At 40.3% G+C, this 23,803-nt stretch carries 21 protein-coding genes, 1 tRNA gene and 1 pseudogene; 17 read left to right on the forward strand and 6 right to left on the reverse strand.

What is annotated here, in order from left to right; all coding sequences use genetic code 11:
• Nucleotides 1-42: 42 nt before the first annotated feature.
• On the reverse strand, nucleotides 43-1,755 hold the full coding sequence (locus tag MLC52_RS00240; RefSeq protein ID WP_434580715.1) for a nitrite/sulfite reductase: 1,713 nt from the start codon (nucleotides 1,753-1,755) through the stop codon (nucleotides 43-45).
• Between the two features lie 223 nt (nucleotides 1,756-1,978).
• On the opposite strand from MLC52_RS00240, the gene MLC52_RS00245 reads away from it, so the two are divergent.
• From MLC52_RS00245 to MLC52_RS00265, 5 genes are read left to right on the forward strand one after another with little or no spacing between them, the layout of a single operon-like run.
• Nucleotides 1,979-2,476: a YajQ family cyclic di-GMP-binding protein gene (locus tag MLC52_RS00245; protein WP_434580717.1), complete on the forward strand. Its 498-nt coding sequence runs from the start codon at nucleotides 1,979-1,981 to the stop codon at nucleotides 2,474-2,476.
• A 13-nt stretch (nucleotides 2,477-2,489) separates the two neighbouring features.
• Entirely contained in the window at nucleotides 2,490-3,128 is a 639-nt protein-coding gene (locus tag MLC52_RS00250) for a DNA-binding protein (RefSeq protein WP_434580719.1), read from the forward strand.
• A gap of 19 nt (nucleotides 3,129-3,147) precedes the next feature.
• Nucleotides 3,148-4,461 carry an NAD-binding protein gene (locus MLC52_RS00255; protein ID WP_434580721.1) on the forward strand — a complete coding sequence of 438 codons (1,314 nt, stop codon included), beginning with the start codon at nucleotides 3,148-3,150 and terminating at the stop codon, nucleotides 4,459-4,461.
• Nucleotides 4,451-5,893 (forward strand): TrkH family potassium uptake protein, encoded by a 1,443-nt coding sequence (locus tag MLC52_RS00260; RefSeq protein WP_346389091.1) that lies wholly within the window; start codon nucleotides 4,451-4,453, stop codon nucleotides 5,891-5,893. Before MLC52_RS00255 ends, MLC52_RS00260 begins: the two co-directional genes overlap by 11 nt.
• A 57-nt stretch (nucleotides 5,894-5,950) precedes the next feature.
• Nucleotides 5,951-7,324 (forward strand): chloride channel protein, encoded by a 1,374-nt coding sequence (locus MLC52_RS00265; protein WP_434580723.1) that lies wholly within the window; start codon nucleotides 5,951-5,953, stop codon nucleotides 7,322-7,324.
• A gap of 135 nt (nucleotides 7,325-7,459) precedes the next feature.
• Here MLC52_RS00265 and MLC52_RS00270 read toward each other — a convergent pair whose 3' ends face one another.
• A complete protein-coding gene (locus tag MLC52_RS00270; protein WP_346389092.1) occupies nucleotides 7,460-9,385 on the reverse strand; it encodes a DUF1538 domain-containing protein in 1,926 nt (641 codons plus the stop codon).
• A 150-nt stretch (nucleotides 9,386-9,535) separates the two neighbouring features.
• Between MLC52_RS00270 and cobU the strand changes: the two genes are divergently transcribed.
• From cobU to MLC52_RS00290, 4 genes are all read left to right on the forward strand, one after another.
• Complete coding sequence (cobU, locus tag MLC52_RS00275; protein WP_346389093.1) at nucleotides 9,536-10,030, forward strand: bifunctional adenosylcobinamide kinase/adenosylcobinamide-phosphate guanylyltransferase; 495 nt, start codon at nucleotides 9,536-9,538, stop codon at nucleotides 10,028-10,030.
• Complete coding sequence (locus MLC52_RS00280) at nucleotides 10,027-10,752, forward strand: adenosylcobinamide-GDP ribazoletransferase (protein WP_434580726.1); 726 nt, start codon at nucleotides 10,027-10,029, stop codon at nucleotides 10,750-10,752. Before cobU ends, MLC52_RS00280 begins: the two co-directional genes overlap by 4 nt.
• On the forward strand, nucleotides 10,749-11,312 hold the full coding sequence (locus tag MLC52_RS00285; protein ID WP_434580728.1) for a histidine phosphatase family protein: 564 nt from the start codon (nucleotides 10,749-10,751) through the stop codon (nucleotides 11,310-11,312). The genes MLC52_RS00280 and MLC52_RS00285 overlap by 4 nt, the downstream gene beginning before the upstream one ends.
• 29 nt (nucleotides 11,313-11,341) lie before the next feature.
• A tRNA-Ser gene (locus MLC52_RS00290) sits at nucleotides 11,342-11,429 on the forward strand.
• Between the two features lie 19 nt (nucleotides 11,430-11,448).
• Here the strand turns inward: MLC52_RS00290 and MLC52_RS00295 are convergent.
• Nucleotides 11,449-11,862, reverse strand: coding sequence for a winged helix-turn-helix domain-containing protein (locus MLC52_RS00295; protein ID WP_230973279.1), 414 nt, complete (start codon nucleotides 11,860-11,862; stop codon nucleotides 11,449-11,451).
• Between the two features lie 105 nt (nucleotides 11,863-11,967).
• Here MLC52_RS00295 and MLC52_RS00300 point away from each other — a divergent pair, with 105 nt between their 5' ends.
• The 7 genes from MLC52_RS00300 to MLC52_RS00330 all read left to right on the forward strand — a co-directional run bounded on the left by MLC52_RS00300 (nucleotide 11,968) and on the right by MLC52_RS00330 (nucleotide 16,367).
• The gene (locus tag MLC52_RS00300; RefSeq protein ID WP_151901411.1) at nucleotides 11,968-12,243 is read left to right on the forward strand and encodes a hypothetical protein; all 276 of its coding nucleotides are present in this window, start codon (nucleotides 11,968-11,970) and stop codon (nucleotides 12,241-12,243) included.
• Between the two features lie 66 nt (nucleotides 12,244-12,309).
• Nucleotides 12,310-12,501 carry a hypothetical protein gene (locus MLC52_RS00305; RefSeq protein ID WP_434580730.1) on the forward strand — a complete coding sequence of 64 codons (192 nt, stop codon included), beginning with the start codon at nucleotides 12,310-12,312 and terminating at the stop codon, nucleotides 12,499-12,501.
• Between the two features lie 87 nt (nucleotides 12,502-12,588).
• Nucleotides 12,589-13,833 (forward strand): hypothetical protein, encoded by a 1,245-nt coding sequence (locus MLC52_RS00310; protein ID WP_434580732.1) that lies wholly within the window; start codon nucleotides 12,589-12,591, stop codon nucleotides 13,831-13,833.
• Nucleotides 13,834-13,842: 9 nt separating this feature from the next.
• The gene (locus MLC52_RS00315) at nucleotides 13,843-14,727 is read left to right on the forward strand and encodes a metal ABC transporter substrate-binding protein (RefSeq protein ID WP_346389096.1); all 885 of its coding nucleotides are present in this window, start codon (nucleotides 13,843-13,845) and stop codon (nucleotides 14,725-14,727) included.
• The gene (locus tag MLC52_RS00320; RefSeq protein ID WP_151901408.1) at nucleotides 14,718-15,488 is read left to right on the forward strand and encodes a metal ABC transporter permease; all 771 of its coding nucleotides are present in this window, start codon (nucleotides 14,718-14,720) and stop codon (nucleotides 15,486-15,488) included. Before MLC52_RS00315 ends, MLC52_RS00320 begins: the two co-directional genes overlap by 10 nt.
• On the forward strand, nucleotides 15,478-15,909 hold the full coding sequence (locus tag MLC52_RS00325) for a methyltransferase family protein (RefSeq protein ID WP_346389097.1): 432 nt from the start codon (nucleotides 15,478-15,480) through the stop codon (nucleotides 15,907-15,909). Before MLC52_RS00320 ends, MLC52_RS00325 begins: the two co-directional genes overlap by 11 nt.
• 14 nt (nucleotides 15,910-15,923) lie before the next feature.
• A complete protein-coding gene (locus tag MLC52_RS00330; RefSeq protein ID WP_434580734.1) occupies nucleotides 15,924-16,367 on the forward strand; it encodes a hypothetical protein in 444 nt (147 codons plus the stop codon).
• 3 nt (nucleotides 16,368-16,370) lie between these two features.
• Here MLC52_RS00330 and MLC52_RS00335 read toward each other — a convergent pair whose 3' ends face one another.
• The 3 genes and pseudogenes from MLC52_RS00335 to MLC52_RS00345 form a co-directional block, all read right to left on the reverse strand.
• Nucleotides 16,371-16,688, reverse strand: a complete 318-nt coding sequence (locus tag MLC52_RS00335; RefSeq protein ID WP_418641421.1) for a CZB domain-containing protein — start codon at nucleotides 16,686-16,688, stop codon at nucleotides 16,371-16,373.
• Nucleotides 16,689-17,450 (reverse strand): annotated as a pseudogene (locus MLC52_RS00340) (methyl-accepting chemotaxis protein); the annotation flags it as partial.
• Between the two features lie 74 nt (nucleotides 17,451-17,524).
• Complete coding sequence (locus MLC52_RS00345; RefSeq protein WP_434580735.1) at nucleotides 17,525-21,850, reverse strand: PAS domain S-box protein; 4,326 nt, start codon at nucleotides 21,848-21,850, stop codon at nucleotides 17,525-17,527.
• Nucleotides 21,851-21,922: 72 nt separating this feature from the next.
• Here MLC52_RS00345 and MLC52_RS00350 point away from each other — a divergent pair, with 72 nt between their 5' ends.
• Nucleotides 21,923-23,419: an HD domain-containing phosphohydrolase gene (locus MLC52_RS00350; protein WP_434580737.1), complete on the forward strand. Its 1,497-nt coding sequence runs from the start codon at nucleotides 21,923-21,925 to the stop codon at nucleotides 23,417-23,419.
• The last annotated feature ends 384 nt before the right edge of the window (nucleotides 23,420-23,803 follow it).

A 23,803-nucleotide genomic window follows, 5' to 3' on the forward strand; every position in this document is an offset into this window, starting at 1 on the left:
TACTGTATAATCTTTTTTTATTTATTCTAGCAAATTTAAACTTCATCTGACATTTACCCTTTTCATAGGCGGTTTGTAGTGAGGGTCTTTGCCCTCTACCGTCCATAACTCTTTTGCCAAAGCACTTACACTCTTTTTAAAGTCGTTTTCTATAAGTATTACATCTGAAAAACTTTCAAAAAGCAATTTTTCTTCTTCTTTACATGTAAGTATATTGTTTTGTTTTGGAAGTGTGAGTGCTGTTTTGTTTTTGAGATTGTACAGATGCCAGAGGCTGACAAAATCTTCAGAATATTTGTTTAAAACGTGATGTGCATAAAGCTGAAAATTTTTATATTTGCTTTTTTCAAAAAGTTCTACAATGAGTGTTATTGTCTCTTTTAAGTGCACAAAAGGCACCATGGAAAAAAGCTGTCTTGCTACACTTTTTCCGCTGTCGTGTTCGGCACCTATAAAAACTCTTGCCCCTCCGTCGGTATCTCCGAAGTTGTTGGTTTTCAAGCCTATGAGCCCGATGTCGGTATGGCGATGGCGTCCACACCCTTTGGCACAGCCTGAAAACCCGACTTTTATTTTATGTTCGTAGATTTTTTCCAGGGGCAGGTATTTGGCACTTTCATCCTTAATGCTCCAAACTGCGTAGGGACAAAGATTGCCGGCACAGGATACTACTGTAGAGCTGAGCGCGGGCGAATCAAAAGGCGCTGTTTTTTCGTTTATGCCGACAATATAGATGTTTTGGTCAATCCCCAAACGAATATGGGCATCGTGTTTGTTCGCATAGTCGCTGATTTGCCGCATCTCTTTTGGCGAGAGACGGGCGAAGTCTGTTTGATAACAAAAGGCATATTTGTTGTTGTTTAAAAGTTCAAATTCATTAAATTCGCCATGAAAAAGCTGCAGTTTGCCGGCAGCATTGAATTTTTTTCCATAGACATCTTCGATAAGTGCTTTGAGTTTGTCCAGCCCCAACTCTTCTATCATGTAAAAGAGTCTGGTTTTAGAACGTGAAAAGCGTGAGCCGTGCGTATAAAATGTCTCTACAAAAGCCGTAAAAAAATCAAAAACTTCCTCATAAAGCAAAAATACATCTGCATCCTGTGCTATTTCCGTATTTTTGCCGCCCATATAGACATTAAAACCGTAAGTGTTTTCTTTTTTGGCAAGTGCAAAGTAGAGGTCATTTGCAAAAAAGGAGTTGACATTTGCCTCGTTACCCGAGATACCGATACTGACACGGCGGGGCAGCATGCCGACATATTTCGGGTTTTTGATGATGTAGTCCTGCATCTGTTGTATCAGCGGATAGACTTCAATTTTTGCGTGTTTGTTGACGCCGTCATAGATATCAGTGACTATATTTCTGATGTTGTCGCCAAAACTTTGCCAGGTTATGAGTCCGTTTTCATTCAAGAGTCTGAAAAGTTCATGGACATCGTCGGCTTCGACATCATGGAGTTGAAAGCCTGCACGTGCCGTGACTACAAGGGTCAAATCATATTTGTTGACAATATCTGCCAAAAAATTAAACTGTTTTGTGCTGATTCTGCCTCCGGCTACGCGAATACGAATGGTGAATTCATCTTCCAAAAAATCGGTATTGAAAATGCCAAAATCCTGCAGATAGTACCTGTCACCTTCACCCAGACTCTCAAAATCAATGGTATCGAACTCTTTGACAAAATAGTCATAGGGTTTGAGTCTGGCTTTGTAGCGTTCACGTTTGTTGAGTTTTTTTTCTAACTCTTCTTGCATATAAGTACCTAGATGTAAAATAATTAGAGTGATAATAGCTATTTTTTCTTTACATGGAGATGATATAAGTCAATTTTGTATGTATAGTTGGATTTATACTGTTCGGAATCGGTACTTCAGTGCCGACCTTGCATTTTTAAAACTAAATTTTTTTCTGTAGTACCGACTGTTATTGATAACAAACAAACTATGTTATAATTAAAACAAAAAAAGGATAACACCTATGGCAAAAGAACACTCGTTTGATATAACGGCAAAAATAGATATGCAGAATTTGAAAAATGCTATTAACCTGGTAGACAGAGAAGTCTCCAATCGTTATGATTTCAAGGGAACACCGTATGAAGTGAATCTGAAAGAGAAAGACAAAGTACTGGTGCTTGTTGCTTCGAGTGATAACAAACTGGATGCACTCAAAGACATTGTTATAGCAAAACTGCTAAAACAGGGGCTTTCCTCAAAAGTGCTGGATGAACTTCGTGTGGAAGATGCCAGTGGAGGCACACGCAAGGCGACTTTTAAAATTGTGGATTATATAGAATCCAAAGAGGCGAAAAAAATCACTGCAGATGTTAAAAAGATGAAACTCAAAGTCAACGCCCAGATAGAAGGGGATTCTATCCGTGTAAAAGGCGCAAAGCTTGATGATCTGCAAAAGGTGATGAAAATGGTGCGTGAAGGTGAGTGGGAAGCTCCTTTGGTTTTTGAAAACATGCGTTAGCAGGGGAAAAAAGATGAAAAAGATGAGCATAAATGATGCGGCTGAGTATTTTGGTGTTTCAAAAGAGGCTATACACAACCGGGTCCGACGGGGTTCTTTGCAAAGTGTTGTAGAGAACGGTGTCAAAATGGTGCTGCTGGATGAGACACAGGCAAAAACAGGGCGAAAAACTCTGCAGCCAAGACGCACCACACTCAGCAATGACAGATATTACAAACTTCTTGAAGAACAAAATCAAAAACTGCAGTCGCGTGTGGATACTCTGGAGAATGAAACGCGGAGCCTTAGAGACCAAAAAGAGCAGATGCTTATAGCCGAGCGTGAAAAAATAGAAAGAATCTATAAAGAAAAAGATGAACAGCTCAAAAATATTCTCAGCAGTATTTCGTCACAGTTTATGCTCAATGCTCCGCAAGAAGCAGTAGCCGAGGAGGAGATGCTTGAGGCAGTAATAGAATCCGAGGTTGCCCAAGAGAGCAAGGTTGTCTCTTTAAACAGGCATCTTAAAAAACGTGGTTTTTCAGCAAAAAAAATTAAAAAAATCAAAGCAAGATTTAAAAAGAGTGCAAAAAAAGATGAAAGAATTATTATTGTAGGGAAAAAATATTACATAGATACAAAAAAATATGACTATAGTGATATAATTGGCTAATCTTTTTTAAGGGTGGTATATGCATATAATTATTGCGGGTGCCGGAAAGGTTGGTTTTAACCTTGCCAAAACACTGAGTGTGGGACACAACGTTACTGTCATTGATAAAAATTCACAGGCTTTGGACAGGATACAGGAGAGTCTGGATATTTTACCGCTTCAGGGGGATGTCGAGGACATACACACATATAAGCGTTTTACCGGTCAGGAAATCGACCTGTTTATAGCAGTGACAAATATTGACAATGTAAATCTTATTGCTGCAATGACAGTAGATGCGGCTTTACATGTAAAGAGAAAATTTGTACGGGTGCAAAAATATTTTTTTCAAGAGCAGGTTATCCAAAAGAGACTTGCTGTTGAAAAAGTTATTTTCCCTTTAAAGCTTACCTCGGGGGCCGTTTCTTCACTTCTTTTGTACCCAAAAGCAAATAATGTAAAATTTTTTAAATACACACCCTGCAAACTTATTTCTGTTATGGTTTCAAGCAAAACACTTCCGCAAAGCATCAGTTCTGAGCATTTTAAAATAGTCGGCATTGAACGCAAGAAGGATTTTTGCATTCCTGATACAGATGTGGAAATTCTTCCCAATGATCTTGTCTATTTTTTTGGTGATGAAAATGAAATCAAGCAGGTGTGCCAGAAATTGGATGTGGACAACACTCTCGATATTCAAAGATGTGTTGTATTTGGCGGTGGTGAACTGGGGATTGCCATTTCGCAGGAACTTCTAAAAGCAGACAAAGAGGTCAAACTGGTAGAAAAAGATTTAAAACTTTGTGAAACAGCGGACGAGGAGCTCAAAGGCAGGGTCTCCATCATTAACTATAAATACGGTTCGCATGATATTTTTGAAGATGAAGGACTGGAGAGTGCCGATATTTTTATAGCAGCGACCAACAATGATGAGTATAACATCATAAAATGTCTCGAAGCAAAAGAGAGCGGCATAAAAAAAGTGGTTGCGATTAACAATGAAATGGAATATTACAACCTGATGCACTCTTTGGGGATAGTCGTTGTCAGAGGTCCAAAAATGAGTGCCTACAATGCAATCATGGAAGAGATCAGTTCTACAGGTGTTGTTATTCAAAAAAGTTACTGCGGGGCAAAGGCAGTGGTTTTTATGCGTAAAGTTTTTCCCGCCTCGAGGCTTATTGACAAAGTGATAAAACCTTTACATGTAAAAGAATCCAGCCTCTTTTATATAAGAGAAAATGTGATACGGAGTCTCAGTGAAAAAGTGAGACTGCAGGAAAATGATTTGATTGTAGCCTTTTGTGCAGTAAAAACAAGTGCAAAAGTAAAAGAATGGATTTATGAACTATAAAAATGTGCTGAAGATTCTCTCTCTTATAGGCATTACTGTTTCTGCACTTTTTTTGTTTGATGTCTTGATAGGCGTTATATACAAAGAAGCGTATGGAAAATTTTTGCTTTATGACGGGGTGTTTTTTTTGATCAATCTTGGCGTATGGCTGTGGCTGAGAAAGCATGAACTGGATTTGAAAATAAAAGAGAGTATCCTGGTGGTTAATCTGCTCTGGGTGTTGCTTGGCGTTGCCGGAGCCATACCGCTGTTTCTTTATACAAATGTGTCTCTTGCCTCTTCGTTTTTTGAAGCCGTCAGCGGATTTACAACAACGGGAGCAACAGTTTACAGCGATATAGAAGCTCTGCCCCATTTGATACTTTTTCACAGAAGTCTGATGCACTGGCTTGGAGGGCTTGGCGTTATTGTCTTGGGCGTTGGGCTTTTGTCAGTCATCAATCCTACGGGAAGCCTCTCTCTTTTTAAAGCCGAATCAACAGGAATTTCTCTTGAAAAACTGACACCAAAAATAAAAGATACAGCCTTGCGCCTGTGGATAGTATATGCCTTGCTGACACTGGTTGACATGCTGCTTTTGAAGTTTTTCGGTATGAGTTGGTTTGATGCGCTCAACCATGCCTTTTCGACAGTTTCCACGGGAGGGTTCTCTACAAAAAATGATTCTCTTGGCTCTTTTGGCAATGACGGCATTATTTGGACAACGACAATTTTTATGATGCTGGCAGGGATAAATTTTTTAGCCCATTTAAAGCTTTATTTCAGGGATGTCAGCGGGTACAAAACAGAAGAGGTCAGATGGTATTTTACAGTTTTTTTACTGCTGAGTCTTGCTTTGAGTCTTGTACATGTAGATATCAGCGGAGATTCTTTTTATGATGCCCTCAAACACTCATCTTTTACGATTGCTTCTGTCATGACAACAACAGGATTTGCAACTATAGATTACGGCTCCTGGTCGCATTTGGCTATAGCAATTATATTTTTGGGGCTTTTGATGGGGGGCAATGCCGGTTCAACGGCAGGCGGCATTAAAATCATCCGCCATGTAATTATTTTTAAAACACTCTCTGCGGAGCTTAAAAGAATACTGCATCCAAATATGATTATTTCTGTTTTTATCGACGGGCTCAAGCAAAAAGAGCGGATTTTGTCTTCAACGTTTGGTTTTTTTACGCTTTTTATGATTACTGTAGCCATAGTAACCGTCTATATTTATGCCCGGGGGTATGATGCGATGACTGCAGTTTCGGGTGCATTTGCCATAGTAGGCAATATCGGTCCCGGATTCTCTATGGTAGGCCCTGCAGACAACTTTTCTTTTTTCTCTGATTTTGACAAAATCTTTCTCTCCGTGGCTATGATTATAGGCAGATTGGAGTGTTATACTGTTTTTGTCCTGCTCAGCAGTTCTTTTTGGAAAAAGTTCTAATACAATCTTAATAAAAAGTGTTATAATCTTTTTAAAGACTTTAAAGTAGAAAATGAGATGATACAAAATCATATAACAGAACAGACAGCTATTTTTTTCAGTGTTACAAAATGGGTTTTTCTCTCATCAATTATCGGCATAATGATTGGTGCAACAGTTACAGGCTTTTTAAAAATTTTAGCCTATAGTGAAACAAGCCGTTCTTTTTTGCCGTTTGAATACTACTATACGCTTCCTTTTGCCCTTGTTCTGACTGTATGGCTGGTGAAAACCTTTGCCCCGAGTGCAGAAGGGCACGGAACGGAAAAAGTTATTTCCGCAATTCATAAAGATAACGGGAAAATAGATGTTTCGGTCATTCCCGTAAAAACACTTGCGACCGTTTTAAGTATTTTTGCAGGTGCTTCTGTCGGAAAAGAGGGTCCTGGCGCGCAGATCGGGGCAGGTGTTGCCTCTTTTATTTCTACGCTTTTGAAGTTTCACAAACAAGACAGAAAAAAGCTTGTTGTATGCGGGATCAGTGCCGGTTTTGCCACAGTTTTCGGTACCCCGATAGCCGGAGCAATCTTCGGTGTTGAGGTGTTAATTATCGGTGTGATTATGTATGATGTGCTTCTGCCGTCTTTTATTGCAGGTTTTGCCGCTTTTACAACAGCCCAGTTTCTGGGGATAGAATATACCTATTATGACCTGCATTTTTTTCAGGATATCTCTTTGGATATCTGGCTGATAGCCAAAGTGGTCATTGCCGGACTCTTTTTCGGTTTTGTTTCTGATATAGTGATAACAACAATCTCCTACAGCCATACATATGTAAAAAGCATCAAAATAAATACATACATCAAAGCTTTTGTGGGCGGTATTTTGATAGTCGCACTGACCTTGGTCTTCGGTGAGCAGTATATAGGTTTGGGAATGAGTACAATTGCAGATGCTCTCAATCCCCATACCGCTGCATCTCAGGACATTCACTGGTATACATTTCTTTTAAAAACAGTATTTACTTCTCTTTCTCTTGCCGCAGGAGGAAGCGGGGGTGTCATTACGCCGATCTTTTACATCGGGGCAACAAGCGGGCATTTTTTTGGCTCCATCATCTCTCCCGAACATATTACGCTTTTTGCAGCCCTCGGCTTTGTAAGTGTTGTTTCGGCCACCACAAATACACCTATTGCCTCAACGATTATGGCAGTAGAACTCTTCGGGATAGATATCGCACACTATGCAGCACTTGCAGCAGTTATAAGCTTCTTGATTTCAGGGCACAGAAGTATCTTCTCTTCACAGATTCTGGCCATGAGAAAATCCGAAATGCTGAGTGTAAAAATAGGTGAAGAGGTAGAAAATATAAGTATTTCGCTGGAAAAACACGAGATAGATAAAATAGAAAAATTTCGAAGAAGACTTCATAAAAAAAACAGAAAGAAGTAAGCATTTCTTTGGAACGCGGACTTCAGTCCGGGCTGAGAGCGGCAAAACTATTGCAACAGCCGGCACTGCAGAAAAAAACTTAGTTTTTTTCACAAGTCATGCTTCAGCATAGAAAGTACCGGTTCCGAGAAAGCATTATAAGTCAGTGAGTTTCAGACGCAGGCCTTTGATGTGAGAAACAGGGTAGGCGAAGGTAAGCCCTCTGCCGTTTCCTGTGATGTCGAGTTTTGTTATTATTTCTCTTATAATTTTGTCAACATTTTTTGTCTGGGTGATAAACATCAGGTTTGCATCAGTTGCGCCCGCATGGAGTCTGTCATAAAAATTTTCCATATGTTCAAGCCCCATACCGTGTGCACTCATGATAGTTACCCCTCTTGCACCCGCATCTCTTGCTGCAATAATTGCCTCTTCCTGTTTGTCTTTTGGAACGATTACATGTACTGCAGAAAAGCTCATATGCGGAGAGTGGTGTAGTGCGTCTGCACCGTCCACTCTTATAGTTGAGAGTTCCATATTCTGTACATCTTCAAGTGCATGTCGCAACTCTTCCATATGGATTTCTTCTTTTTCCCGCTCTCCTTTAACTCCCATTTTTTCTGTAATAATACCATAGAGCATAACGGTAAGCATTGGAAACAAAGAAGCAAAGGCAATGAGTCCGAAACCGTCTATGAGCGGGTCTCTGCCGTCTATGTTTGTTGCCAGTCCAAGTCCAAGAGCAGCAACAAGAGGAACGGTAACGGTTGAGGTTGTGACTCCGCCGCTGTCATAGGCGATGGGAATAATGTATTTTGGTGCCAAAAAGGTGAGGATGATGACAAAAATATATCCGCTTATGATGTAGTAGACTATTTCACCGCCGGTAACGATTCTGTAGGCTCCGAGTGCAATTCCTATAGCAACGCCCAGCGCTACAAAAAGACGAAGAACAAAGTCATTGATTTTACCGTCACTGACCTCTTTTGCTTTTCTTGCGATTGCTGTAAGCGCAGGTTCTGCCATGGTGGTTGAAAAACCGATAAAAAAACCAAAAGAGTAGATGATAAGGTTGTTGTCATAACGGGTAAGCTCAAATGCCATAGTCTCACCGACAGAAAAAAGTCCCATCTCCAAGCCGACTATAAAGGCATCAAGCCCCAGGATAACCAGCCCGAAACCTATCATCACATTCTTGAGATTTTCTATGGGTTTTTTTAGAATGATGTACTGAAAAAAGAGAATAATCACCAAAATAGGCAGGACATCTGTGATGACACCCAGTAGTCCTTTTAAGATTGTCATGGCGCTAAAGTCCAGGTTGACTGTCTCAATCTCTTTGATAACAGCAGGAACAACAGTTGCAGAAGCATCTATGAACTGGTACACAACGATACCGTAAAACTGTACAAATATCATAGGTGTGAGCGAAGCAAAGGCGATGAGACCAAAGCCGTCAAGTACAGGATTACGCCCTTTGATGGTAGAAGCCAGTCCTATACCAAGGGCGGCAACAAGCGGAACGGTGACAGTGGATGTGGTAACTCCGCCCAAATCATAGGCAAGGCCCACTATCTCCTGGGGAGCAAAAGCCGTTGCGCTGACAACCAGGATATACCCTGCAATAATGTAGTAGTGGATAGGATGCCCTTTAATGATGCGCCATACCCCTAAAACAATGGCAAAACCGACAGAAAAGGCAACAACAGTTCTTAGCACTGTAGCGTCAATCCGTCCTGCACTGATACTTGCAGCCTTGTCTGCGATGACGATAAGCGCAGGTTCGGCAATGGTGGTTCCAAAACCTATCATGAAGCCGAAAATCAAAATCCAAAAGGTTGAGCCTTTGTGGGCAAATTCACTCGCAAGCCCTTCTCCTACAGGAAAAATCCCGACTTCAAGACCAAGTAAAAATACGGCAAGCCCCACACCGACGATGCCTAAACCTATGGCCGTGCTCAGCCAGTTTGGCGGGACACTCTGGATGATGGCAAGCTGGAAAAACATAATCACAAGTATGATTGGCAAAAGGTCACGGAAGGACTCTTTTAGAAGTTGCAAAAAAGTTGAAATGCTCAGCACGTTATATCTCCCCTCATTAATTTTTCGGAACCCGTACTTTAGTACGGGCTTTGTGTTTTGAAGACTAAAAGACGAAGCTAAAGCATCGCTTCCGGAAATTATTTTATGCAATAATATCGAAAAATATTATAAAACTGCTATAATTTTAAAATGAAAACATTATTTATAGGCGGCATTAAGAGTGGAAAATCCCGTAGTGCCGAAAATTACATTAAACAACTCTCAGACAAAAAACCTGTTTATCTTGCAACAACAGAATTCATAGATGATGAAATGCAAGAACGTATAGCACAGCACCAGCAGCAACGCAAGAGTGATTTCATCACAGTCGAAGAGGCGATAAATCTCAGAGAAAAAATAGCTTTACAGGAGGGTGCGGTACTTGTTGAATGTGTAAGTATGTGGATCAATAATATGCTCTATCGTGAAAAAAGTTATACGGAAATGGAAGCGGAATTGGCGAATGTTATAGCATTAAAACAAGACATTGTGTTTGTTATGAATGATGTGAGTTGTGGCATTATTCCTGAGAATAAACTTGCCCGTCAGTTTGTGGATATCAGCGGAAAGCTCTCTCAAATGCTTGCACAAAAATGTGATGAGGTCTATCATGTTGTGGCCGGAATCAGTACACAGATAAAATGAGCAAACTCTTCAAAGGCTTTACTCTGGCTGTTTCAATGCTCAGCATTCTTCCTTTTTTTAAAGTGCATGATTTTTATAAAGGCATAAACGGCTATGCGGTGATGTTTTATCCGTTTGTCGGTTTTTTGCTCGGTTTGCTTTTGTATGGTACTTTTTTGTTACTTACTCTTTTTTTTCCGCCTTTACATGGTAGCCTCATTGTTTTTTCCTTGTGGGCTTTAGTGACAGGTGCCTTGCATCTTGATGGTTTCGCAGACACTGTAGACGGCTTGTTTGTTCCCAAAGAAAAGGCCTTACATGTAATGAAAGACCCCTATAACGGCGGGATGGGTATGATTTTTACGGTAGTGTTTTTACTGCTCAAGGCATCTTCTGTAGCGGCTTTGGATGCGATGTATCTTTTACCTGTCGTGCTTATGCTTTCACGTTTTACGGCAGTTGCTGCAATCTGTCTCTATCCCTATCTCTCTGCAAACGGAATGGGTGCTTTGGCAAAAAAAGAGTTTTCGCAAAAACAGTTTTTGATAAGTGTGGTATATGTTACAGCAATCAGCATACTCTTTCACAGTTTTGTTTTGCTGTTTGTTGCTTTGTTGGTGCTGTTTGTATGCAAACATTTTTTTATGAAGCGATACGGCGGGTTTACGGGTGATATTTACGGTTTTTGCATAGAAGTGACAGAACTTGTACTGTTAAATGTTCTTATAGTCGGTTTGGTATGAAAATAACACTTATCCGCCATAGTGAAGTGCAAAAGGCATATATCGGCAAATACAACGGACATAATGACATAGGCCTTTCAAAAAAAGGGCATGAGGATGCCAAAAAGCTGGCGAAAGCTTTTACATGTAAGGCATTTGATTTGGTCTACTGTTCAGATCTCAGGCGGGCAAAAGAGACAATACAACCCTTCTCCCAGGCAAAAAAAGCAGTATATACATCAAAATTGCGGGAAAAATCATGGGGAAGACATGAAGGACTCGGATATGAAGAGATTAGGGCGCAGGGTATAGAATATGAAAACTTTGCACAGTGGATAAAAGCCCTTGACGGTGAGTCTTATGAAAAATATATGCAAAGAGTCAAAACGTTCTTTTTCGAAGAGTTGCCTGCGCAAAAGGGTGAGAATGTTTTAGTGGTCACGCATGCGGGGGTCATTAGAACTTTTATGGCAGTTGTGCAAAATCTGTCACTCGAAGATGCTTTTGGCATTGCGCTTCCTTATGCGTCATATACTGTTTATGATACAAAATTACAAACTTTTAGCACTATTAAAACTTAGCTCTGCTATAATACCGCTCTTACAACAAAGGACAGCTGGCCGAGTGGTCGAAGGCGCTCGCCTGGAACGCGGGTGTAGAGCAATCTACCTAGGGTTCGAATCCCTAGCTGTCCACCATCTGTTTATAGTAAAATCATTAAGCTTCTATAAAATAACCAATCCCCTGATTATTTTTGATAATGTCAGTTTTTAGTTTGTTTCTGAGCCGCCATACCAAGGTTCGCAAATTGTTTTCGGTTATCAGCTCTTCTTTGTTCCATATATAGTTTGTGGCCTGTTCAAAGGTGACTACCTGCCCCATGTTCAGGAGAAGAAGTTTCAAAAAAAGGCTCTCTTTTTTAGTCAGTTTGAGCTTTTGGTTTTGATAAAAAGTTTCTTTTGTTTTGAGATTGAAATGGTAGCCTGTTGCAAATTCAATAATATTTTTATCTGCTTTTTTTGTTTTTTTATCTATTTTTTTTATTTCATAGCCACGGGAAGCTATATAGTTTTCTATATCTACTATATCTGTATCATTTGCTTCGAATACCAGTACAACATTTTTACTCACAAGCTCCTCCGTTAATATTAAAAATAGCAATAGTATAACAATGAAGTGTAAAAGCTGTGTAAAATATTTCTTTTAATCAACTGATAATTATGATAAAATTTCATTATGATAACTCAGTTTTTCAAAAAATATCTCAGTATTATCTTTATTATTGCAACTTTTATGGGTGTTTTTCATCATCATAATGATTTGAAACAGCATAACGACTGTAAAATCTGTACAGTGCAGTCAAGCCTGTCACATGCCGATACCCCTGTTGCCATAAATTATCTGACAGCACTGGAAATACTGAAAGAATCTGTTGTTGCGCCTCTAGTCTCGTTACATGTAAAGCAGGTTCACAACACTCTTTACGCACGGGCCCCTCCAAAAATCTCCTAATTCAATACCGTTTAATCCAAGCAGCTTTTTCGGAACCCGTACTTCACAGTGCGGGTTGAGAGTGGCATGAAAGAAACAGCAGTCGGCACTACGGAAAAAAATTTAGTTTTTTTCACAAGTCACGCTTTAGCGTTAGAAAGTACCGATGCCGACAACTTTTTCGGAACCCGTACTTCAGTGCGGGCGAGAATGGCAGGAATGTTTCAGCAGTCGGCACTGCAGAAAAAAATTTGGTTTTTTTCACAAGTCATGCTTTAGCGTGAGAAAGTACCGATTCAAAATAGTGCAGCTTGGATTTCAAAAAAAAAACATAAAAATTACTACTAAAATATTGGAGAATAAACAATGAAAAAAAGACTCTGTCTCTCTGTGCTTGTATGCTCCTCTTTATTTGCGGATGCAGATATGGATGCACTCAAACAGCAGTTGGAACAACAAAAAATCAGTATGCAAAAACTAGAAGCGAAATTTGAGGCTTTGAATACAAAACAATCGCAGATGCAGGTGACACAAAGTGTCAATACCTCTGCCTCTTTTTCTCAAAATGCCTATTTGCCGGATATCGCTTTGATTTTAAATATGTCGGCAGTAAGTCGGAATGTGAAAAACAGTGATTATGAAAATTTTCAGATACCGGGTCTTATAAATGATGATGGTATATCACCGGCGCCTTTGCCCTTTAACAAAAACAGAGGCTTTAATCTTAATTATGCAGAAATAGCCATGCACTCTGTAGTTGATCCCTATTTTCAGGCCTATGCATATTTTCATCTGCAGCCAAACGAGTTTGAAATAGGTGAGGCATATATTCTGACTACATCTCTGCCTTATGGGCTAAGAGTCAAAGCCGGAAAATTCAAAAGTGATTTTGGACGCATAAATGCAAAACACCAGCACTCCTGGCATTTTGATGCACAGCCTGTTATTTATGAAACACTTTTTGGTCACGATGGCATCAGTGATCCTGGTGTGCAATTCCAATGGGTTGTCCCGACAGATACATATATTATGGCGGGTGCAGAAGCGATGCAGGGAACAAATGACAAAAGTTTTGGCGATACCGAGTCAAATAATCTCTACGTCGGCTATATAAAATCAAGTGTCGATGTTGGCGATGATTTGTCAGTTCTTGGCGGTGTGAGTATCGCCCACGGGAAAAATACAACAGCAAATACTACCAATGTTTATGGCCTTGATTTGACACTGCGTGAGCAGTTAGGAAGCTACAGCGCAGTTGTCTGGCAGAGCGAATATCTTTACAGAAACAAAGATGTCGGCACAGGAACAGATAAACAGGCAGGACTTTACAGTGAACTGATTTATCAGTATAACAACAACTACTCAGCAGGTTTGCGTTATGGGGCAATTACAAAAAATGAGACAGACCTGTCTTCTTATGCGGGCATTGACACGGGTAATTTGGACAGGTACACAGCCGAACTGGAGTATAAACCATTTCCGATGTCACGTCTGCGTCTCTCTTATACTTACGACAGAACAAAAATCATAGCCGGTGAGAGAAAAAACATCAGTGAAGTAATGCTCTCACTCAACATTGCAGCAGGTGCACATGGCGCGCACTCGTATTAGGAGAAACATATGATAAACATTAAAACTATACTACTAACAGTTTTACTCACAAACTTTTTGTTTGCTACAGTTAAAATAGATACAACATATACAACAGCCGGTGCCATTGCGCAAAAAATAGGAGGAGATTTAGTACATGTAACGGTTCTTGGAAGTTCGAAGTATGACCCGCATTTTATTGTGCCCAAGCCTTCGCTTATCGCAAAACTCCGTCGTGCAGATTTGCTCATCATTAACGGAGCAGGTTTGGAGCTTGGCTGGCTGCCTCCGCTTTTACGTGCTGCAAACAATGCCAAGATTCAAAACGGAGCCAAAGGTTTTTTGGATCTGTCTCACTATGTGCACTTGATAAATGTACCGACAACCGTTTCACGTGCTTTTGGTGATGTGCATGCACAGGGCAATCCTCACTATACAACAGATCCTTATGCTGTCCTGCCGATGGCAAAAGCCATAGCCCAAAAACTTTCGCAAATTGACCCGCAGCACGCAGGGGAGTATGAAAAAAATTTGAAAAAGTTCACAAATGATTGGCAAAACTATTTACAAAAGTTTGATGCAAAAATGCTTACATGTAAAGATAAAAAGGTCGTACAGTATCATCCGCTTTTTAACTATTTTTTACAGCGATACAACTATAAAATATATGGAACGATTGAACCGCTTCCCGGGATTGCTCCGAGCTCAAAACACACTTTGGAATTGATCAATATAATGAGAGACAAGGGTGTGCAAAAGATTTTGCAGGATGTTTACCATGAGAAAAAAACAGCAAAATTCATTGCAGGAAAGACAGGAGCAAAAGTTCTGATTATTCCCCATGACTTAGGGGCTGACGGCAGTAAAACACTGCAAGAGTTTTATAACAGAATCGCTAAGAGAATATGTCAGTAGTCGAGTTACTGTGGCCGGCTTTTGTGCTGGCTGTTGCCTTAGTGTTTATCCACTCTGTATTTGGTTTGGAGATTATTAAAAGAGGTGTTGTTTTTACCGACCTGGCGATAGGGCAGATTGCCGCTGTCGGCATGGCGCTGAGTGTTGCATTTATGGATTCGCAGTATCAAAGTGCCATGACCCTGCTTTTTGCACTTTTGGCTGCCGTAATTATTACCTGGGCTACAAAAAAAGTACAAAAGATTGAAGCGTTTATAGGATTGTTATATGCTTTGGGCATATCTTCTATAATGCTCATACTTGCGCAAAGTGCAGAGGGGACCGAACTTTTTTCCAAACTCAGTGCGGCAGATATTCTTTTTACTTCAAGTGAAGACTTGTATAAAAGTCTGCTGTTATACAGCGGCATTGCCTTTGTTATGTTTGTGCTTTATCCAAGAATGAGCGGTGCAAAAAAAGAGTTTTTATTTTTTGCAATGCTTGCGTTAACCGTGACTTCATCGGTGCAGTCTGCCGGTGTGCTGGTTGTGTTTGCTCTGCTTATCGCTCCTTCATTTGCAGGGTTGAGCCAAAGAAAAACAAAGCCCTTTGTGTTTGCCTGTCTGTTTGGTTCTGTGAGTATTGTGTTAGCACTTTTTGGTTCATACTATTTAGATTTGCCGACGGGATATGCTATTATATTTGTAACAGTTTTGTTTTCACTTGTTTTTGTTGTTATTTCCAGTATAATGAGTTCTAAAAAGAGAGTAAATGAAAAGTAAGATATTGGTCGGTTTGCAGTTTTTTATTATATTTTTGATGATTTTGCCTTTGGGCTCAAAAACCCAGCATTTATATAGCGGTTTGGTGATTCTTGGTCTTGGAATAGGCATCGGACTTTTGGCGATAAGAGAACATAAAAGAGGAAACTTTAATATTCGCCCCGATATAAAAGAAAATTGTGAACTGGTCACAGGCGGTATATATGCATACGTGAGGCATCCTATGTATCTTTCGGTCTTGGTGAGTATGTTTGGTGTCGCCGTGATCTATTTTACCTATTACGAGTTTGTGCTTTTCCTTTTTTTGCTGCTGACGCTTTTGGCAAAACTGTTTTATGAAGAGAGTTTGTGGCAATGCCATAATCCGGCATATATTGCATATATGAAAAAGACAAAACGCTTAATACCTTTTGTCTTTTAAAAAAGGCTGCTGCAATGGATATAACACTTCTTATAAAATCTCTGGCTGCCTTGAGCGGAGCGCTTGGCATCTTGGTCCTTTTGTATTTTTATTTTTTACATGCAAAAAAACCGCACAAGAGAAACACTGCCAAAAAGCCAATGCATATAAGGGAGGTCAAGCCTGACTTCGAGATGCTTTTGAACGTGATAAAAGATAAAAAATCAACAACAGAGGAGCTCAAAGAAGCAGTTGAACTGATACTGAAGTATTACGGAAAAATTCCTAAAAAACTGGGTATGCGTGCTCATCCGAAATTTGAAATATATTCGGAACTGATTTTAAGAATCTGTCATCATCCCAATGTGAACAAAGACATCATCATAAAACTTGACAAAGAGCTGCACAGACGCAACCCTGAATATGCCCTTGAACTGGATGACTCCTTGACAAAAGGTTTGGATACAAGAGGCTTTTAGACTTTATCTGCCTGTTGACTCTTTTACGGCAGAGAGAAGCTCTTCAAAGCCGACTTCACTTGCATGCTCGACCTCTTGCAATACCTGAAGTGCTGTATCAAAATTCCCCTGCATATTTTCCTGTATCGCTTGTTTAAGTCCCTGGTGCACTGTTTTGTGATGTTGTGTAATACTTGAAAGATGAGTGTTTCCTTTAAGCAGAGTGTGGCTCACTTCTGAAAACCACTTGCCAAACCGACAGCTGTTTTCATCCGGAATATCAGTTGTTGTTTTATCAAGGATTGCTTTGTATCCCTTGATTTTGAGTGCAATATGGTCAATTTTTCCGTTACTGACATTGAATTCATTTGTCAGGCGTTGTGTTCTGTTTTTAATCTCATTGGAGTTTTCGACAACTTTTTGGATATTTTCATGAAAAACATCGACTATTTCCATCACTTTGGATGTTTCATTCATAAAAGTGTTGCCGATTTCTATAATAGAGTTGGAGTTTTGTTTGAGTCCGTTGATGTTGATTTCTACTTCCTGGGTTGCTTTTTGTGTACGTTCTGCCAGTTTTCTTACCTCATCGGCAACAACGGCAAAACCGCGTCCGTGCTCACCGGCACGGGCAGCTTCTATGGCTGCGTTGAGTGCGAGCAGGTTGGTCTGATCCGAAATATCTTTAATGAGATTGATGATTTCTGAGATAGACATAACACTGTCATTGAGCGCATTTGAGTCTTCTCCCAAAGCATTGGCATGTTCTTGAATTGTTTCTGTTGTAGAGATGATTTCAGCAGTCTGTTCTTCAACATTGTGCATTCTGTTGTTTGTTTTATCATTGAGCTCGTTAATCTCTTCAAGTTGAACGAGATTGTCTTCGATGGTTCCCTGCAAAAAGTGTGTGCCGCTGCTGTAGCTCTCTATGATGAGTTTGACAAAAGCATCATCTTTCATCCCGGAAGTACTCTCTTGGGTGTTTTGCTGATTTTTCAGTTGTTGAATCTCATCATAAAGCCTGTTATTTTCAGCCTCCATCTCTGCTATCTTTGCTTTATATTCATTTTCAAGTTTTTCAAGTTTTGCACTGCATCCAAACATTTTCGATTCCTTTTGTTTATATTTTGTTATTTTAGCAGAAAAATAACTTATGATGACTTAAGGGCACCTCTAAATTAAGACTCACACACTGTATCCAGTGGCAGCAAAATTGAAAAACAGCTCCCCTCGGTATCACTTTTCCATGAAAGTTTTCCCCCAAGATGTTTTTCTACAATAATTTTGGACATATATATGCCAAGTCCTGTGCCGTTTTTGGATTTTGATGTGACATAGGGCTCTCCGAGTTTTTTGAGTATTTCCGGTTTTATGCCTCCGCCGTTGTCACAGATATTAAAGAGAATCTCCTGCTCTGATGTTGTCACATTTATACTGATGCGGCCTCCCTCCCTTCTGTTCTCTTTAATGGCATCTTTGGCATTGTTGAGTATATTGATCAGGACCTGCAGCAGCTGATTTTGATAGGTACAGAATTCAATATCGCTGTTTTGCGGAAGGGAGAGTGTGATGGCATTGTTCTCTAAAGATTTTTCAACAAGATGTGTGAGTTTTTTCAAAACAGTATCTGCCGTGACAAGCTCTTTCTTTTTGTCAGGCTGGAAAAAGTTTCTAAAGTCATCAATGGTGTGCGAGAGGTATTGCGTCTGTCCGTTGAGTGTATGAATGAGTTCCTGCAGAGATTTTGCATCAACATTTCCCTGCAGATCAAGCTGTACCTGAATATTGTTTGCGACCATGGAGATCACACTCAAAGGCTGTCTCCACTGATGGGCTATCATGGAGAGCATGTCGCCCATGGCTGCCTGACGGGACTGTGAAATCATCAGTTCGTCTTTTCTCTGTATATCGGTGATATCAACAATGGCTATGAGGTACAGGGTTTCATTGCCGTTGTACTGGTCGTCAAGTTTGACGGCATGCAAAACTCCGACTCTCTGCTCTTTTGATTTTGTGGTAATACTCTGTTGTTGTTTGGGCTTTTTTAGAGGGTTTTTGTAGTATTGCCTAATGCTTTTCATACTTTCTTCCTCTTCGTGAACAAAGAGTTTTTTCAGCATTTTTTCGATTGTCGGAATTTCGCTGAGGGTATAGCCTGTATTTTCCTGAAAAATTCTGTTGAGCATTAAAATTTCCCCGTTTGCATTGTAGAGCATCAAAGGAATGGGTGTAAACTCTATCATTTTTTCAAATCTGTTCTTTTCGACTTCCAGCTGGTACATTAAAAGCTTGAGTTGTGATATGTCCCGAATTATTTTGAGCAGATAAAGCGGTTTTTTCTGTTCGTCGACTAAAAGCACCACTGCCAGACTTACCCAGATGACAGTGCCGTTTTTATGGATATAACGCTTCTCAATATGGTATGATTTTTTTTCATTGTTTTGCAGTTGTTCAAGCATGTATCTGTCTGTATCTCTGTCCTGGGCAAAAGTGATGTCGGAGACATGCATGTTTTTGAACTCCTGCTTTGTGTATCCCAGGAGTTTTGTGAGGTATTCATTGGTATCTATCCATTTTCCCTCAAGGGAGACATGCGCTATGCCTATGTCTGCCTCTTCAAAAGTCAGTTTGTAAAGATGCTCCTGTTCGTAAAGCTTTTCTGTGAGCGTTTCCTGGTCGGTTATGTCTACACCGGAACTTATTATGTTGATGATATTGCCGTCTTTGTCTTTGATGCAGGTATTTCGCCATGATACAGTGTGCTCGTTGCCCTCTGCATCCAGCAGTTGACTTTTGTACTCTTTGGCAGCTTTTGCTTTTTGAGAGACAATCGCATCAAAAACATTCTGCATCTTCGGCTGTATTGATTTTGGTACAAAATGCTGAATGAAGTTTTTGCCGAGTATCTTCTTTTTTGGCAGCCTGAGCAGTTTGGAACCACTGTTGTTTATCATCTGTACGCTTCCGTGAAGATCCAAAATCAGCACTATTGTTTCTGTTGAGTTGAGATACAAATCGTTCATTTTGTGCTCATACTCAGCCTCTTGGAGCAGTTTTTTCTTTTGTGTGATGTCATGAAAAGAGAGCACAGCCCCGTTGACTTTTCCCTCTTCTATAATAGGATTCTGCAGCACTTCAACATTAAAAGGAGTGCCGTCTTTTTTGAAAAAAAGTTCCTCTTTACGGATAGAAATACCTTTGATGAGATGCAGATGCAGGGTACACTCATCAAGAGGGTAGTGGCTGCCGTCGGGTTTTGTATGATGCCAGATTCTGTGGGCGTTTTTCCCAAGCAGCTCGTCCTCTGTGTAGCCCAGCATTGTAAGGGCAGCTTCATTGACAAAAGTATGGCACCCCTGCAGATCAAGCCCGATGATACCGTCATGCGTGGAATTCAAAATCAAAGAGAGCTGCCTTTGCATCTTCTGTTCATTTGTGATGGATACCTGCAGCTCTTCATTGGAGCTTTGCAGCTCTTCGTTGGAAGTTTCGAGCTCTTCGTTGGCACTTTGCAACTCTTCGTTGGCACTTTGGAGCTCTTCATTGAGCAGTTGCATATTCTCTTTGGAAAGCATCAGCTCATCCAAAAGAGCGTGATTGTCCTCCTGGAGCTCCTGCACCCGGTTTGTAAGGTTTTCTATCACATACGATTCGTTTGGCAGGACTATTTCTCGGGTGTTGAACTCCAGATTGTTGGCATTGAGTTCCTGAAAGTAGAGTAAAATAAAAACAGCGTCATGTTTGTTCGCAAAAGGAGTGGCAATCACTTTGACAAAGCTCTGCCTGTCCTCGCCGAGTTTGACTTCGATAAATTTTGTACTCTGCACTTTTGCGCTTTTTGCAGTCTGATCAAGAATCTTTTTGACGCTGTACTGCAGCTCTTTTTTCAGGTTTTCGACAATATTCAAAGTCACAAAACCGTCATTAAGCTCTAAAAAAGGGTTGTTTCCCTGTTTGTAGACAATGGTGAAATTTGTATCGACGATAATGCACTCCGAAGAGAAAAGTTCAAATATGGTATTTGTTATCTCTTCTTGTATGTTGATATCTTTGAGGGTAAATGTTTTTACTTCCGAGAGGTTCTGTTTGGCATGTGTATGTGTTGAAAAGTAGTGCGAAGAGATTCTTGGAGGATTCTCAAGCTGCTCTTTGATGTAAATCTTATGCTCCTGGTTGAGCGTTTTAAAATAGGCAACGCTTGTAAGTGTTGATTCCGAGGAGCCTAAAAACAAGAGACCTTTTTCTTTGAGCGCATAATGAAAGAGCACAAAAAGATCCTCCTGGACCTCAGGCAAAATATAGATAAGAAAATTTCTGCAGCTGATAATATCCTGATTGATAAAAGGCGGATCGCATAAAACATTGTGTTTTGTAAAAATAATCTGAGAACGAATAGACTCTTTGACCTTGTAGGCTCCGTCCAAGGGAACAAAATACTCTTTGCGTATTTTCTTTGGAGTCTTTTGGAGTGCTTTTTTGGAGTAGATCCCTTTTTTTGCAATGTCAAGTGCTTTTTCGTCAATGTCTGTGGCAAAAATATGAACATCGAAATTTTTTTTGAGCTTTTTTTTGATTTGGTCAATGGTGACAGCCAGAGAGTAAGCCTCTTCTCCTGTAGAGCAGGCAACAGACCAGACTCTCAGATCATAGCTGTCTGGCTTGTCAGAGAGATACTCTTCAAGATGCTGCTTGAGTGCTTCAAAGGATTTTTCGTCTCTGAAAAACTCTGTAACCCCGATAAGGATGTTTTGATACAACAGATGCAACTCATCCGGATAGGCATTGATATAGTCAATATACTCTTCAAGCGTTGCGCATTTATTCAGAAGCATGCGTTTGCTCAGTCGTCTCATAATAGTCTCTTTTTTATACTTTTGTATGTCAAGGGACTCTTTTCCTTTGAGAAGTTTTACAATCTTCATAAAAGGTTCAGGTGCGGTATGCACGATGTTTACAAGATTTTTGGCGATCTCTTTTACCTCAAATATATAGTCAATGAAACCGCTTGCAATCGCATGTTGCGGCATCTCCGGGTACTGGGCTTCTTTGGGAGACTGGGCGACGGTGATCCCGCCGTTTTCTTTGATGGTTCTCACACCCGCAGTTCCGTCATGTCCTGTCCCGCTGATGACGATGCCGAGGCAGCTTTCTTTTTTGTAACTGCTGAGCGCTTTGAAAAATACATCGATAGAAGGCGTCGGAATATGGGGAGTATCGGGTGCTTTTTCAAGGAGCAGTCGGTGGCGTGTGTAGATGAGGTTGTATCCCGGAGGAACAACATAGACATTGTTTGGCAAAAACTGCTGATCTTTTGTGATGAGAGAGACAGGCATAACCGTATATGCGGTTAATATTTCGGCCAGGGCACTTTTTTTATGCGGGTCAAGATGCTGGGCAATTATATAGACATACTCCTGGTCTGTGGGCAGCAGAGGAAACAGCTCTTTTAACGCCTGCAACCCTCCGGCACTCGCACCTATCCCGATAAATACAGAATTTTTCATATTTCTCTGCCTTGTAGCTGAAACGAAAGCTTTTATTTCTTAATATTAGCATAATTTTGATAAGATTAGTGTATGATAAATTTAAAAGCATTACAATCATTGGCAAGAAAATTTAAAGTTTTATATGTAGAAGATGATATGGCTGTGCAAACTGCACTCACAGGGTATTTGAAGAATTTTTTTACATATGTGACGACTGCAAAAGACGGGCTGGAGGGTTTACAGCTCTATAAGAACGGGCAGTTTGACATCGTGATTACAGATCTGTCTATGCCTAAAATGGACGGTATAGAGATGCTCAAAAAAATAAGAGAGATAAATCCGAATCAGGCTATACTGATAACAACCGCACACAGCGGTTCGGACTATATGTCTCAGGCTATTAAAATAGGGGTTGACGGCTATATAATCAAACCTTTTGATTATGAGCAGCTGAATTACGAACTCTACAAGGTAAGTGAAAAACTAGAAGTCATGCAGGAGAATGAAGCGTACAAAAAGTCCCTGCAGCGTATGGTGGAGCAAAAAACAGCCGAACTGAGTGCTATGATGCAGTTTCAGCATGACAATTATGAAAAAACTCTTTTGGCAATGGTCAAACTTATAGAAGAGAGAGATACCTATACGGCGGGACATTCCCAAAGAGTTGCCAAATACTCTAAAATGATAGCCCAAAAGATGGGGCTCTCCCAAGAAGAGTGCGAAAAAGTCTATCAGGCGGGGATTTTACATGATATCGGCAAGATTGTCACACCGGATGTTGTCCTCTTAAAGCCAAAAAAACTCAATGATTTGGAGTATAAACTGATTCAGGAGCATCCTCAGGTCGGCTACAGACTTTTGGCAAATATTCCTATGTATGAGGAGCTGGCAGATATAGTCCGTGATCATCATGAGCGATGTGACGGCAGCGGATACCCAAGAGGCATTGCCGCCAATGAAATTGACACTCTTGCAAAAGTGATGATGATTGCCGACTGTTTTGATGCCATGACAACCAACAGAATATACAAAGGCAGAAAAACACCCAAAGAAGCACTCGATGAGATAGAACGTCTCAGCGGTGTGCAGTACGACAGGGATGCAGTCAAAGCAACACTCGAGGCGCTTAAAGATGTGGTTGTAGACAAAAATATCAATCAGTTGCCCCATACAGATATAGAAAAGGAACGATTTGCCTATTTTTACAAGGACAACCTGACCGATCTGTACAATCAGAGCTATCTCGATGTAATGTTGCTGCAAAACTCTTATGAAAAAAAATACACACAGCTGCATCTGTTGCGATTGAAAAATTTTTCGCGTTACAACAAAGAATCCGGATGGAAAGAGGGAGACACTGTTTTGGTGAAAATTGCCAAATCTTTACAAAACTGTTTTGACCTCTCTATGGTTTTTAGAATTTTTGGCGATGATTTTGCCCTCCTTGATAACGGAGAGTGCAATATGAAAAAAATAGAGCAGAAAATCAATGCCATTTTAGACAACACTATTATAGAATCAGACATACTGAATCTCACTCTTGACACCCAAAAGAGTATAAGTGTAGATGATTTGGAAAAACTTTGATATCTTCCAGGTAAGTGAAGAAAATTAATGCTTTTTCGGAACCGGTACTTTCTAACGCTAAAGCGTGACTTGTGAAAAAAACTAAATTTTTTTCTGCAGTGCCGACTGTTGTTTCTTTCATGCCACTCTCGCCCGCACTGAAGTACGGGTTCCGAAGAATATATTAGAATCGGTACTTTCTAACGCTAAAGCGTGACTTGGAAAAAAACTAAATTTTTTTCTGTAGTGCCGACTGCTGCAACATCTCCGCCACTCTCAGCCCACCCTAAAGGATGGGTTCCAAAACTCTGCTTAGCTCTTTGGAATCGGTACTTTAGTGCCGACTGTTGCAATCGTCTTGCCACTCTCAGCCCGCACTGAAGTACGGGTTCCGAAGAATATATC

The sequence above is a fragment of the Sulfurimonas sp. NW15 genome (genome assembly GCF_051132285.1).
Taxonomy (GTDB): domain Bacteria; phylum Campylobacterota; class Campylobacteria; order Campylobacterales; family Sulfurimonadaceae; genus Sulfurimonas; species Sulfurimonas hydrogeniphila.